Source organism: Imbroritus primus (assembly GCF_964332355.1).
Taxonomy (GTDB): Bacteria; Pseudomonadota; Gammaproteobacteria; order Burkholderiales; family Burkholderiaceae; genus Imbroritus; species Imbroritus primus.
This window is the reverse complement of the sequence record NZ_OZ201293.1, coordinates 1072934-1087056: the sequence shown is the minus strand read 5'-3', so window position 1 is coordinate 1087056 and position 14123 is coordinate 1072934. Positions and strand designations below refer to the sequence as shown.

General features: G+C 64.5%; 10 protein-coding genes. 3 read left to right on the top strand and 7 right to left on the bottom strand.

The features are described from left to right. Positions 1-12 precede the first annotated feature (12 nt). Both ACQ3C8_RS04990 and ACQ3C8_RS04985 read left to right on the top strand, forming a co-directional pair. Positions 13-993, top strand: a complete 981-nt coding sequence (locus tag ACQ3C8_RS04990) for an AAA family ATPase (protein WP_428852678.1) — start codon at positions 13-15, stop codon at positions 991-993. After that, entirely contained in the window at positions 990-2720 is a 1731-nt protein-coding gene (locus ACQ3C8_RS04985) for a cobaltochelatase CobT-related protein (RefSeq protein ID WP_428852677.1), read from the top strand. The genes ACQ3C8_RS04990 and ACQ3C8_RS04985 overlap by 4 nt, the downstream gene beginning before the upstream one ends. Before the next feature lie 118 nt (positions 2721-2838). Here the strand turns inward: ACQ3C8_RS04985 and xsc are convergent, their stop codons facing one another. Further along, positions 2839-4638, bottom strand: a complete 1800-nt coding sequence (gene xsc / locus ACQ3C8_RS04980) for a sulfoacetaldehyde acetyltransferase (RefSeq protein ID WP_009521360.1) — start codon at positions 4636-4638, stop codon at positions 2839-2841. 450 nt (positions 4639-5088) lie between these two features. On the opposite strand from xsc, the gene nadE reads away from it, so the two are divergent. Next, entirely contained in the window at positions 5089-5916 is an 828-nt protein-coding gene (gene nadE / locus ACQ3C8_RS04975; RefSeq protein WP_428852676.1) for an ammonia-dependent NAD(+) synthetase, read from the top strand. Positions 5917-5993: 77 nt separating this feature from the next. On the opposite strand, the gene ACQ3C8_RS04970 is transcribed toward nadE, so the two are convergent. The 6 genes from ACQ3C8_RS04970 to ACQ3C8_RS04945 form a co-directional block, all read right to left on the bottom strand. After that, on the bottom strand, positions 5994-7100 hold the full coding sequence (locus tag ACQ3C8_RS04970; RefSeq protein ID WP_428852675.1) for an ABC transporter permease: 1107 nt from the start codon (positions 7098-7100) through the stop codon (positions 5994-5996). A 4-nt stretch (positions 7101-7104) separates the two neighbouring features. Next, positions 7105-8253, bottom strand: coding sequence for an ABC transporter permease (locus tag ACQ3C8_RS04965; protein WP_428852674.1), 1149 nt, complete (start codon positions 8251-8253; stop codon positions 7105-7107). Then, complete coding sequence (locus ACQ3C8_RS04960) at positions 8250-10055, bottom strand: ATP-binding cassette domain-containing protein (RefSeq protein WP_428852673.1); 1806 nt, start codon at positions 10053-10055, stop codon at positions 8250-8252. The genes ACQ3C8_RS04965 and ACQ3C8_RS04960 overlap by 4 nt, the downstream gene beginning before the upstream one ends. Continuing rightward, positions 10039-11055 carry an HlyD family efflux transporter periplasmic adaptor subunit gene (locus ACQ3C8_RS04955; RefSeq protein ID WP_428852672.1) on the bottom strand — a complete coding sequence of 339 codons (1017 nt, stop codon included), beginning with the start codon at positions 11053-11055 and terminating at the stop codon, positions 10039-10041. The genes ACQ3C8_RS04960 and ACQ3C8_RS04955 overlap by 17 nt, the downstream gene beginning before the upstream one ends. A 272-nt stretch (positions 11056-11327) precedes the next feature. Next, positions 11328-11807, bottom strand: a complete 480-nt coding sequence (locus ACQ3C8_RS04950; RefSeq protein WP_428852671.1) for a DUF1854 domain-containing protein — start codon at positions 11805-11807, stop codon at positions 11328-11330. Further along, the gene (locus tag ACQ3C8_RS04945; RefSeq protein WP_428852670.1) at positions 11804-14068 is read right to left on the bottom strand and encodes an ABC transporter ATP-binding protein; all 2265 of its coding nucleotides are present in this window, start codon (positions 14066-14068) and stop codon (positions 11804-11806) included. Before ACQ3C8_RS04945 ends, ACQ3C8_RS04950 begins: the two co-directional genes overlap by 4 nt. Positions 14069-14123 lie beyond the last annotated feature (55 nt).

The following is a 14123-nucleotide window of genomic DNA, read 5'->3' as shown; positions in this document are numbered from 1 at the left end:
GAGGAGACTACCGTGACAGAATCCACACTAGCCAAGCCCGACCAGATGGTTTCGGTGCGCACCCTGTTCGGCATCGACTCCGACCTGATGGTGCCGGCATTCAGCGAACGGGACGATCACGTTCCGGAAATCGACTCGGCCTACCGTTTCAATCCGGATGTGACGCTGGCCATCCTGGCCGGCTTTTCGCGGGACCGGCGCGTGATGGTGCAGGGCCTGCACGGCACCGGCAAATCGACCCATATCGAACAGGTGGCGGCGCGCCTGAACTGGCCATGCGTACGCGTCAACCTCGACGGCCATATCAGCCGGCTTGACCTGGTGGGCAAAGACACCATCGTGATCCGCGAGGGCCTGCAGGTGACGGAATTCCAGGAAGGCATCGTGCCGTGGGCCCTGCAACGGCCCGTCGCGCTGATCTTCGACGAGTACGATGCGGGCCGGCCGGACGTGATGTTCGTGATCCAGCGTATTCTGGAACGGGACGGCAAGTTCACCTTGCTCGACCAGAACCGCGTGATCCGTCCGCACCCCTATTTCCGCCTCTTCGCCACCTCCAACACTGTGGGCCTGGGCAATGCCACCGGCATGTACCACGGCACGCAGGTGCTGAACCACGCGCAGATCGACCGCTGGAACATCGTTGCCTCGCTGAACTATCTGCCGGCCGAAGAGGAAATCGCCATCGTACTGGCGCGCGTGCCGGGCAAGGACAACGAAAAGGGCCGCAAGCTGATCGCCGCGATGGTGGCCGTGGCCGACCTCACCCGCAAGGGCTTTGCCGCTGGGGATCTGTCGACGCTGATGTCGCCGCGCACCGTGATCACCTGGGCGGAGAATTGCGAGATTTTCCGCAACCCGTCCGTGGCGTTCCGCCTGTCGTTCCTCAACAAGTGTGACGAGGCCGAGCGCCCCATCGTCGCCGAATATTTCCAGCGCTGCTTCGGCACCGAACTGGAGGAATCGTTCATCCACGGTGGAGAGACCGCGTGAACGACACGCCAGCCACGGTGCAAGCCCAGACCCGCCGCCAGCAGCAGGTCGAGGAGCTGTGCGCCGCGGCCCTGCGGGCGCTGACCGGCGACCCGGACCTGCACTACCGCGGACGGCGGCTGCACAAGGGCGTACGCGCCCTGCCCGTGCATGCACCGCACCTGCGCGTGACGCCGGAAACCCATGGTTTTGCCGCCTACCGCGCCGTCAGCGACGCCGTGGCGTTGCGGCTCGCGCATTCCAATGCGGACCTGCATGCACGCCTGAGCCCGGAGGATCCGGTCGAACGGTTGATCTTCGAACTACTCGAGCAGATCCGTGTGGAAGCCATGGTGCCGGACACCATGCCCGGCATGGCGCACAACCTGCAGGAACGCTTCGAGGACTGGTCACGCCAGTTCCACCATTCGGGCCTCACCGACAGCCATCTTGGCCTGCTGCTCTACACCATTGCCCAGATCTGCTGGGCCCGTGTGACCGGCAAGCCGGTACTCGAGGAAACCGAGGACATGATGGAGGCCACGCGCGCCGGCATCGCCGAACGCGTCGGCACGCCGCTCGCAGGCCTGCGCCGCAACCGCCTCGACCAGGCGGCATATATCCCGCATGCACTGGAGATTGCCCGCCTCGTCGCGGAGATGATGCGCGACGCCACAGCGGAATCGGGCGAGGACGACAAGCAGGAGGAAGAAGAAGCGCTAAGCGCATTTTCCCTGCTGCTCGATTTCGACAGCGAGGAAAGCGACGGCATCACCGCCGCGACCACCGGCACCAGCAAGGCATTTGAAGATGCCGAACAGGGCTACCGCGTGTACACCACCCGCTACGACGTGGAGGTCAACGCCGCCTCGCTGGTGCGGGCCGCGCTGCTGCGCGAGTATCGCGAGCGGCTCGACAAGCGCATCGGTGAACAGGGCATCAACCAGGGCCGGCTGGCGCGCATGCTGCGCACCGTGCTGGCCATTCCGCAGCGCGACGACTGGACCTTCGGCGAAGAAGAAGGCTATATCGACGGCCGGCGCCTGGCGCAGCTGATCAGTTCGCCAGCCGAGCGCCGCCTGTTTCGCCTGGAGCAGTACAAGCCGCTGGCCGACTGCGCCGTGACCTTCCTGCTCGACTGTTCGGGCTCGATGAAGGCGCATATTGAACCAGTGGCCGTGCTCGTCGATATCCTGACACGCGCACTCGAATCGATCGGCGTGACTACCGAGATCCTCGGTTTCACCACCGGGGCATGGAATGGCGGACGCGCCCGCAATGACTGGCTCAAGCATCGCCAGCCGCCCAATCCGGGCCGGCTCAACGAGGTATGCCACATGGTCTTCAAGGACGCCGACCGCAGTTGGCGGCGCGCCCGGACCGACATCGCGGCACTGTTCAAGGCAGACCTGTTCCGCGAGGGCATCGACGGCGAGGCCGTCCAGTGGGCCTGCAACCGGCTGCGCGCGCGCAGCGAGAACCGGCGCATCCTGATCGTCATTTCCGACGGGTGTCCGATGGATGGTGCGACCAACCAGGCCAACGACGTGTTCTATCTCGACAATCACCTCAAGCAGGTGGTGGCCGAGCAGGAACAGCACGGCGGCGTGGAAATCCTCGGCCTTGGCGTCGGCCTCGACCTGAGTCCGTTCTACCGGCGCAACCTGGCCATCGACCTGAGCAAGTCGCTCGACAATCCCCTGTTCTACGAGATCGTGCAGCTCATCGCCGGGCGGCACCGGCACTAAGTCCGCCTGACTGGCATCGCGCTGCCAGGAACGAGCACAAAAAAAGCAGGAAGGTTTCCCTTCCTGCTTTTTTGTTGCTGCCGACTGGCGGGCAAACCCGCCAGCCGTCTGGCCAAGATCAGACGTAGTCCTTGTACTTGTCCAGGAAGCGCACCGGCTTCGACAGTGCGTCACGGCGGAACGGGTCGCCCAGTTCGCGCGTGCACATGATTTCGATGACGCAGGTCTTGCCTTCGTTCATCTGCATGTCGATAGCCTTCTTCAGGGCCGGACCAACATCTTCCAGCGTGTCGACGGTGATACCTTCTGCGCCCATGGTGCGGGCGATTTCAGCGAAGCTCGGGTTTTCGAGTTCGCCTGCCACGAAGCGGCGGTTGTAGAAGTCCACCTGGTTCTTCTTCTCCGCACCCCACTGGCGGTTGTGGAACACCACTGCCGTCACCGGGATGTTGTGGCGCACGGCGGTCATGATTTCGACCATGCTCATGGCCCAGGCGCCGTCACCGGCGTAGGCGATGGCCGGACGGTCCGGGGAGGCGCACTTGGCACCGATGATGGTCGGCAGGGCATAGCCGCAGTTACCGAAGCTCATCGGCGCGAAGAAGCTGCGCGGCTCTTCGAAGCGCAGGTAGCTGTTGGCGACCGAGTTGATGTTACCGATGTCGGTCGACACCATGACGCGCGGCGGCATGGCTTTTTCGAGCTCGCGCAGCACCTGGCGCGGATGCAGGAACTTGCCGCCTTCCTTCTTGGCTTCTTCGATCATGTCGAGGCTGTACGGATCGCGCTCGTGCGTCCATTCCGTCAGCTCCTTCTCCCACGCGTCCTTCTCGGCCTTGATGGTCTGGGCACGCGCATCCTTGGTCGCGTCGCAGGCCAGGGTCTTGCCAGCCAGGCGCTTGCTCAGTTCAGCAGCGGTCGCCTTGGCATCACCATGGATACCGACCGAGATCTTCTTCACGAGACCCAGGTTGGTATGGTCGGCTTCGACCTGGATGATCTTGGCTTCCTTCGGCCAGTAGTCCATACCGTGCTGCGGCAACGTGCCGAACGGGCCCATGCGCGAACCCAGCGCGATCACGACGTCGGCCTGGGCGATCAGCTTCATCGCCGCCTTCGAACCCTGGTAGCCCAGCGGACCGGCCCACAGCGGATGGCTGGCGGGGAAGGCATCGTTACGCAGGTAGCCAGTCACCACCGGGGCGCCGAGGCGCTCGGCCAGGGCCTTGCACTCTTCCACGGCATTGCCCATCACCACACCGCCACCAGCCAGGATGACCGGGAACTTGGCGGTGGAAAGCAGATCGGCTGCGGCCTGCAGCGACTGCTCACCGCCAGCACCGCGCTCGACGCGCATCGGCTTCGGGATCTCGCATTCGATCTCGCCGTAGAAGTAGTCACGCGGAATGTTCAGCTGGGTCGGGCCGCACTCGGACATCGCGCGGTCGAAGCAGCGTGCCGTGTATTCGGCCATGCGCTTCGGGTTGTTGACGTGACCCTGGTACTTCGTGAATTCCTGGAACATCGGCAGCTGGTTGGCTTCCTGGAAGCCACCGAGGCCCATGCCCATGGTGCCGGTTTCTGGGGTGATGATCACCACCGGGCTGTGTGCCCAGTAAGCGGCTGCGATGGCGGTCACGCAGTTACTGATGCCGGGGCCGTTCTGGCCGATCGTCACACCATGGCGGCCGCTGGCGCGGGCATAGCCGTCAGCCATATGCGCCGCACCTTGCTCGTGCACCACCGGGATCAGACGGATGCCGGCCGGCGCAAAAATATCCATGGCGTCCATGAAGGCCGAGCCCATGATGCCGAACATTTCGGTCACGCCATTGGCGACCATCGTTTCGACGAAGGCTTCGGACGGGGTCATCTTTTGCACGCCTTTGACGACGCTGCGATTCTTGGGATCGGACATCTCGTATCTCCTAGGTGGAATTACTCACGAATCCGGAACATTAAGTACCGGTAATCGGGATTGGTTAGAACTTTAGGTCCTTCCTCGTAAAAGGTCAACATGAAAATACAAAAAAACGATACATATCGTCTAATTTTTTGCACCACAACAAAGTGATCGATATACGACCCAAACGGGAGGGATGGCCCGGCCCCGACCGTTCAATATAGGCGGCACGGCTGACAGCGGCGAGCCCGGCGGCTCCCGTCCTGCCATGGCCCGTTATCATGGCCGCGTCGCTGCGGCCCTGCCCGAGCGATAGACGACGACGTGCGCCGCACTGGTCACGCGGCGCCGCCTGGCGCAAAATATGCATGCTGCTGTGAGCTGTACCGGTATGCGGGCCCCAGCCCGCGTGTCCGCTGTGTACGCCCCCGTTCCGCCTTTCACTTTTCAGAGGATTGCCCTGCCATGTCGACGTCCCAGACTCCGCAACAGACCATTGCCGCTGCGCTGAAGGTCTCGGCGGACTTTCATCCGGAACAGGAAATCGAGCGGCGCATTGCCTTCCTGACCGACTACCTGGTACGCGCCGGCATGCGTTCGTATGTGCTCGGCATCAGCGGCGGCGTGGATTCGCTGACCGCAGGCTGCCTTGCCCAGCGCGCCGTGGAGCGTGCCCGCCACCAGGGCTACGATGCAACCTTCTATGCCATGCGCCTGCCCTACGGCGTGCAGAAGGACGAAGCCGAGGCGCAGCAGTGCCTCGAGGTGATCCGTCCCGACCGCCTCGTAACCGTCAATATCAAACCCGCGGCCGACGGCATGCTGGCCGCGCTGAAGCAGGCGGACGTGGCCTTCCGTGACGAGAAGCACGAGGATTTCGTGATGGGCAACATCAAGGCACGCCAGCGCATGATTGCCCAGTATGGGGTCGCCGGCGCCCACCATGGGCTGGTGATCGGCACCGACCATGCAGCGGAGGCGCTGATGGGCTTCTTTACCAAGCATGGGGATGGCGCGGCCGACCTGACGCCGCTCACGGGGCTCAACAAGCGGCGCGTGCGCAAGCTGGCGCAATTGATGGGCGCGCCTGATTCACTGGTGTTCAAGGTGCCGACCGCCGACCTCGAAGCCCTCGCCCCGCTGAAGCCGGACGAGGATGCCTTCGGCGTGACCTATGAGCAGATCGACGATTTCCTGGAGTGCAAGCCGGTGGATCCGCAGGCCATGGAAATCATCCTGCGGACGTATCGAAACTCGGCCCACAAGCGCAGCCTGCCAGCCGAGCCGGTCTAGGACACCCTCCCGGGTGACGCACGCACATGCGCGCTGGCGCGGAAAACCGCCGCCAGCGCCTCTCTGCACGGCGCGTCTCAGGAAAGGCGGTGACGGAACAGCCAGGCCGCAAGGGGCAGCGTGACGGCGCCGATCACCAGCAGTGGCACAAAGTCCAGCGCCACATCGGCCAGGCCCGCGCCTTCCAGGTAGACGCGCCTGACAATGCTGGTGCCAAAGCGCAGCGGATTGACGTAGGTGACGATCTGCAATACCTCCGGCATATTGCGGATCGGCGTGATCAGGCCGGACAGCATGGTCAGCGGCATGATGAGCAGCGATATGTACAGCATGGCCTGCTGCATGTTCAGCGACAGGGCAGAAATCGACAGCCCGATGCCCACCGCCGCACCGGTAAAGACCAGCAGTCCCAGATACAGCAGGCCGACCGACCCGTTCATCGGAATCTGGAACCAGAAACGGATGATGAGAAAAATGAGCGTCGACTGCAGCATGCCGACCAGGATCGCCGGGATGGCTTTGCCGACCATGATCTGCAGGGGTGTCAATGGAGTAACCAGCAACTGGTCGAACGTACCATGCTCGCGCTCGCGCGCCACTGATAAGGCCGCGATCAGCAAGGTCTGCAACATGCTAAGCGTACCGATCAGCGCGGGCATGAGGTTCCAGCGCGACTCAAGATTCGGATTGAACCAGGCGCGCCGCTCGACGCTGACCGCAGGCGCGCCTTCGGCCAACGCGGCGTTATAGCTGGCCACGATGGCGCCGACATAGCGCGCGGCAGCGCTGGCGGTGGAGGAATTACGGCCATCGAGGATCACCTGCAGCGGCGCCCGCCCGCCGGCATTGAGACGCTGCTCGAAGTCGGCCGGCACGCTCAGCACGAGCAAGGCCCGATTCTCGTCGATCACCTGGGCAATCTGCGTCGGCGACGTCAGTGTCGCAACGCGGTCGAACACCCCCGTGCCATCCAGCCGGGCCAACAGTTCGGTGGAAGCGGCGCCGCGGCTCTGGTCGAGGATCGCGTATGGCACATGGGTCAGGTCGAACGTCGCGCCATAGCCGAACAACATGGACTGCATAAGCACGGGGACGAACAGGATCGCACGGCTGGAGGGCTCCTTCAGCAGCGTCAGGATCTCCTTGCGGATCAATGCGCCAATCCGGGCGATGGTGGCGATCATGGCCTCACTCCAGTGTCTTGCGCACCGTGGCGCGTGCAGCGAAGACCAGCGCCACGGCGTACAGGCTCAGGACTACGGTGCTGCGCAGGATGGTGGGCCAATGGTCGCCTGCCAGAAAGAGCGTCCTGATCAGCACCATGAAGTGCGTGGCAGGCAGGAGTTGGCTGACCACCTGGATGACGAGCGGCACGTTGCGCAGATCGAATACGAATCCAGACAGCATCAGGGCAGGCATGAAGCTGACCAGCGAAGCCATCTGCCCCGCGTGGAACTGGTTGCGCATGGCGCCCGAGAGGAACAGGCCAAGCAGCAGCGAGACCGTGAGATAGAGCATCGAGGAAGCTACGACGAGTGCAAGCGAACCGCGCATGGGCACATGGAAAAGAAAGTGCGCGGCCAGCAGGCACATCGCCAGGTCGACCGCGCCCACCAGCAGATACGGGGCAATTTTCGCCAGGACGATCTCCAGGGGCCGCACCGGCGTGACAAACAGTGACTCCAGCGTGCCGCGCTCCCATTCACGCGCGATCAGCAACGACGTCAGCAGCGCACCGATCAGCGTGAGCACCAGCACAATCAGGCCCGGCACCAGATACCAGCGGCTCTCGCCTGCTTCGTTGAACCACATCCGCTGCACCACTTCCACACTGCCCGCGAGCGGGGCGTCGTTGCCGGAGCGGTCAGACTGCTTCTGCGCCTGGGTGGCGACCGCCCCTGCCACGTAGCCTTCGACGGTGGCGGCCGAGGTCGAATCGACACCATTGAGCAACAACTGGACGCGGCCCTCGCCGGCATTGAAGCGACGCGAAAAATCGACCGGGATGCGCACGATCCCGTCCACTTTGCCTGCACGCATCAAGGCATGCGCCTCGGCCATGCTAGCCACGCGCACGGGCGCAAGATAGCGCGAACCATCCAGGCTCTCGGCCACCATGCGTGCGGTTGGTGAGCGGTCTTCCAGCACCACAGCAACCGGCGCGTGCTCCACATCGAATGACAAGCCATAGCCGAACAGCAGGATCAGCCCGATCGGCAGGAGCAGGCCGACGGCCAGATTGCTCCTGTCGCGGACCATCTGGCGCATTTCCTTGCGCAGCAGCGCAAGAAAGCGGCGGAGTGCGCCGCTGGTATCCACGAGCTGGCCGGAACTCATGCCGTGTGCTCCACGATGCGGCAGTCGCCAGCTGGGGGTAGCGCATGGCGGCTGCGCTCAACAACGGCGATAAAGGCGTGGTTCATGTCGCTCCCCGCCACATCACCAACCTGCGCGCGCACTGCCTGCGGGGTGCCCAGGGCAAGCATCGTGCCCGCGTCCTGAATGGCGATACGGTCGCAGTACTCGGCTTCCTCCATGAAATGGGTGGTGATGATCACGGTCACCCCGCTCTGCGCCAGGGCCGTGATGGTACGCCAGAAGGCACGGCGCGCCAGAGGATCGATACCGCTGGTGGGCTCATCGAGAAACAGAATTTCCGGATGGTGCAGGAGGCTCGCCGCCATCGCCAGACGCTGCCGGTAACCGACCGGCAGCGCCCCGCTGACCGCGGCGGGCGCCAGGCCGAACTGCCGCATCACCGTTGCGACGCGCTCGCGCAACGCGGCCCCACGCAAACCGTAGGCACCGCCAAAGAACTCCAGGTTTTCCTGGACGGTGAGGTTGCCGTACAGCGCAAATTTTTGCGACACATAACCGATATGTGCGCGGGCCTGTGCGCGAGCCGTCCGCAGGTTGACCCCGGCCACTTCGAGACGGCCGCTAGTGGCCGGCAGCAGTCCGCAGAGCATGCGGAAGGTCGTGGTCTTGCCGGCGCCGTTCGGCCCGAGCAGGCCAAAGATCTCGCCGCGTGCAACGTCGAAAGAAGTTTGCGCCACCGCTGTAAAGTCGCCAAACTTTCGAACCACGTCGCGCACCACGATGGCAGGCCCGGCAGGCGTGGCCTGGCCAGCCACCGGCAAGGCGGCATGCGGCCCGGGCAAGCGGCTCTCGCCATGATGATGCTGGCGCAGCATCATCATGAAGGCATCTTCCAGGGTTTCGCGGCGCGGTTGCGCCACGAGCCCGTCAAGCAGTTGCGCCAGCGGTGCGGTCGCCGCCTCCGGCCGGCGGATAAAATGCACCGCCCCGCCCCTGGGCACCGCATCGATGATCAGCGCCTCGGCATCGAGCAGCCGCGCCTGCAGGTCACGGGCTGGCATGCCGGATGGCGGCACGGCCAGGAATGTCAGGCCACGTGCCCGCGCTGCCAGCTGCGCCGGCTCACCCTGCGCCAGGAACGTGCCCCGGTTCATCACGAACACCTGCGCACAGCGCTCGGCCTCGTCCATGTAGGCTGTACTGACAATCACGCTGAGATGCTCGTCATCCACCAGTTGCTGCAGGATCTTCCAGAGCTCGCGGCGCGACAGGGGATCCACGCCGGCGCTGGGCTCGTCGAGCAGCAGGAGCTTGGGCGAGCGCACCAGGGTGCACGTCAGACCCAGTTTCTGTTTCATGCCGCCCGACAGCTTGCCGGCCGGACGATCGACGAAGCGCGTCAGGTCGGTCATCTCCAGCAGCCGCTCGAAGCGTGCATGGCGCAGATCCGCCGAGATGCCATGCAGATCGGCATAGAGATCAAGATTCTCCTGGACGCTCAGATCCTCGTAGAGGCCGAAGCGCTGCGGCATGTAGCTGATGTGGTCCTGTACCGCCTGCGGGCTGTGGACCACGTCCATGCCTAGAACCGCCAGGCTGCCGCTATCCGGCTTGAGCAGCCCGGCCATCATGCGCATCAGGGTGGTCTTGCCGGCGCCATCGGGACCGACCAGCGCAGTCAAGGCCGCACGCGCCACGCTGAAAGACAACCCAGCAACAGCCTGCAACGGCTCGCCGCCAGGCGAAACGAATGTCTTGCCGACCTGCCGTGCCAGCACCACGGCATCCGATGAGGCTGCCTCCTCAGCGGTGGCGCGCATCGTCCTGCCCGCCAGTGACAACGCGCACCGTGGCCGGCTGCCCGAGCCGCAGCTGGTTATCCCGATCCTCGACGCGCACGCGCACCTCGTAGACCAGACTGGTACGCAGTTCTTCCGTCTGCACCGACTTTGGCGTGAACTCGGCCACCGACGAGATATAGCCAACCGTGCCATCAATGGGCCTATCCGGCGCGCTGTCGGTTGTTACACGGGCGGCCATGCCCGGTTTGACGCGGCCGAGATCCGGCTCGCTGACGTAGACCCGAATCCATTTCGGATGCGTCAAGGCCAGCGCAAACGCCGGCTTTTGCGGGGTGGCCATGTCGCCGGGCTCCAGCAAGCGGGAGCGCACGACGGCATCTGCCGGAGCCAGCAGCGTGCCCTGGGCGATCTGGTGGCGCAGCAGCGCCAGCTGTGCCTGGGATGCCTTGAGTTGCGCCTCCGCACCGGCCACGTCCTCCTCGCGCGGACCGAGTTCAGTCAAACGCAAGGCTTCCTGGCGTTCCCCGACCGTGGCCTGGGCGACTTGCCAGGTACTGCGGGCCCGGTCAACATCCTGGGCACTGACACCGCGCCCCTGTGTGCTGACGGCGACTTCCTGCAGACGAGAATAGTCCTGCCGGGCCCGCGCCGCGTCAGCCTGTGCCGCCACCAGGCGGCTGCGCGCCTGGGCGATTTCCTGCGGGCGGGAGCCGTTGCGCAGACGCTTGAGATTCTGTTCCTGCACGTCGATCTGCGCCTGCGCCTGTTCGGCCTGCAGCGCCAGCGTACGCGTATCGAGCACGCCAAGCACGGCACCTGCCTTGACGCTGTCCCCCTCCTCCACACGTAGCTCGGTCACCCGGCCGGTGCCGTCGAAGGCCAGCGCGATCTGGCGGATATCCACATTGCCATGGAGCACCAGCTCGCCGGCGCCTGGACGGTGGCGACCTTGCCACCAGACACCGAAGGCGAGCGCCAGCGCGGCGATCACGACAAGGGGAATCAAAAGCTTCTTCATGGTCGCTATCCCGCGGATCGAAGGTCATGCATCGGATCAGAAGCACGATCAATACTAAATCAAATCCTTGGCCCCATGCCGCCCAACGCGCGTTCATGCGCCATGTGTCGTCCGGTCCTGCCCCCCACCTGTGCCCCAGCACGAGAGCCCTGCTGCATGCCCCGCATGTCGGCAGGGCGGAACCGAGGGGCCGCTGTGGGATCCGGGCGGACGCCATTGCGCAACAAAAAACGCCGGGGCATACCCGGCGTTTTTTGTTGTCGTCTCGAGACTCAGAGAAAACGGTCAAGCAGCTTGCGGCTCGGGCGATCGAGCGCCGCGAAATCGCGGATCAGGTACTGCACGCCATGGCTGTCGGCGATCAGCAGCATGGGCGCGGCGAGACGGCGGATATCCTCCTCGCCCTTCAGCGTGAATGCCGTCGGGCCTCGGTCGGTATCAACTTCCCAGACGCTCGGCGTGGTGAAGCCGGATACCGAGCGGATCCGCTGGATCTGGGGCATGAACTCGCGGCTGCCCAGTTCCTCCGCCACCAGTTGGCGTGCTGCCGCATCGAGATCCGCGAGCTGTGCGATCCAGACCAGCTCCTTGCCATCCGTGCTGACCAGTGCGATACCGCGATCCGGGGCACTGATGGGAAAGGCGCGGACCGGCACCACACCTTCATGTTGCGTGCCATCGGCAAACGACAACAGCAGCTTGCCGAAAGGATTGCGGGCCAGCGTGAAGGCTTGTGAAGCGTGCGTACTCATGCCAGTTCCTCCTCGCCCAGAGCATCTTGTTCATGCGCCTGATCCTGCTCGGCCTGACGCGCCTGCGCCTGGTACAGGCGGTAGTACGCGCCTTGCCGCGCCATCAGTTCATCGTGTCCACCGATCTCCACGACCTGGCCACGGTCCAGCACCACCAGCCGGTCGGCCTTGCGCAGCGTGCTCAGGCGGTGCGCCACAGCAATCGTGGTACGGCCGCGCACGAGGTTGTCGAGCGCCTTCTGGATTTCTTTCTCGGTCGTCGTATCGACCGAGGACGTGGCCTCGTCGAGAATGAGGATATGCGGGTCGATCAGCAGCGCGCGCGCGATCGAGATGCGCTGGCGCTCGCCGCCCGAGAGCGACTGGCCGCGTTCGCCGACCAGTGAATCGTAGCCGTGCGGCAGGCGCAGGATGAACTCGTGCGCGTGCGCGGCACGCGCCGCCGCGACGATTTCCTCGCGCGTGGCGTCCGGCTTGCCATAGGCGATGTTCTCTGCAATCGTGCCAAAGAACAGGAACGGCTCCTGCAGTACCAGGCCGATGTTGCGGCGGTATTCGGTGACGGGCAACGCGCGGATGTCCTCGCCATCGAGCAGGATTGCCCCTTCCGACACATCGTAGAAACGGCAGATGAGGTTGACCAGCGTGCTCTTGCCGGAACCGCTGTGGCCGACGAGTCCGATCATCTCGCCTGGCGCAATCGACAGGCTGAGATTGCGCACCACCTGCCGGTTGCCATAGCGGAAACCGATGTTGCGGATGTCGATGCGGCCGTCCACCTTGGCCAGATGGCGGGGCTGGGCCGGTTCCGGCACGCTGGAAACGTGATCAAGAATGTCGAAGATACGCTTGGCGCCAGCCGCGGCTTTCTGCGTCACCGAGACAATGCGGCTCATCGAATCGAGGCGCGTGTAGAAGCGGCTGATATAGGCCAGGAAGGCGGCCAGCACACCCACGGTGATGTGATCGCTCGACACCTGCCAGATGCCGAAGGCCCACACCACCAGCAGGCCGATCTCGGTCAGCAGCGTGACTGTCGGAGTGAACAGCGACCAGATCTTGTTGACGCGATCGTTCACCGCCAGGTTATGGCGGTTGGCCTCGCGGAAGCGCGCCACCTCGCGCTTTTCCTGGGCGAAAGCCTTGACCACGCGGATGCCGGGAATGGTGTCGGCGAGCACATTGGTGATCTCGGCCCAGATGCGGTCCACCTTTTCGAAACCGTGGCGCAGCCGGTCGCGCACCACGTGGATCATCCAGCCAATGAACGGCAGCGGCAGCAGCGTCACGAGCGCCAGCCACGGGTTGATCGAGACGAGGATGGCAGCCGTCATCAGGATCATCAGCACATCGGTGAAGAAGTCGAGCAGATGCAGCGACAGGAACAGGCAGATGCGGTCGGTTTCCGAGCCGACACGTGAGATCAGGTCGCCCGTACGTTTGCCGCCAAAAAATTCCAGCGACAGTTTCTGCAAGTGCTCATAGGTCGTCGTGCGGAGGTCGGCGCCGATGCGCTCGCTCACCTTGGCAAGGATGAAGGTGCGCGCCCAGCCTAGCACCCACGCCACCAGCGCTGCCGCCAGCAGCCCGCCGAGGTAGAGCTTGACCTTGGATTCATCGATCGGCACGCCGTTCTGGTAAGGAATCAGCACCTCGTCCATCAGCGGCATGGTCAGGTACGGCGGCACGAGCGTCGCCCCCGTGGCCGCCAGCATCAGCAGGAAACCACCGAGCAATTGCCACTGGTATGGCCGGGCAAAACGCCACAGGCGCAGCAGCGCCCAGCGGTCGGAACGCGCGCCAGCCGATTCGGCCTCGACCTGCTCGACCGGGAACGCGTCATCATCCGCAGGCTCGATTCCCGCCAGCGCACCGCGAGCAGCCTCGAATGCCGTGACCAGTTTCAGCGCGGTCGGGTTATGCCCGAGCGTATACCGCCAGCGGCCAAGCCGACCCTGCGGATCGTGCAGCTCGATGGTGCCCACGCCGGCGTGGTCGAAATGGCGCAGTCCGTGGTTGGCGGCCAGTGGCCAGCTCTGCCATGCGCCCGTGCCGGGTGTGCAGGCCAGCAGGCGCTGTCCGGACGCCCCGCTGGCCAGCGCAAGGATGCCGCTGCCATAGTGCAGGCGGTCGTCCAGATCCAGGTCGAGTACGGCCAGCAGGCTTTCGCCCGGCTGGAGTTGCCCGTCCAGCGCCGCACGCGGGCTGGCGCCCGGCAAAATCGCTGCGGACGGGGTGGGTTGCATATCGTCGATCTTCATGAATTGGTGACAGGCTGTAACTTGCAGGCACCGGCCTGCGCGGCCCCGGAAATCG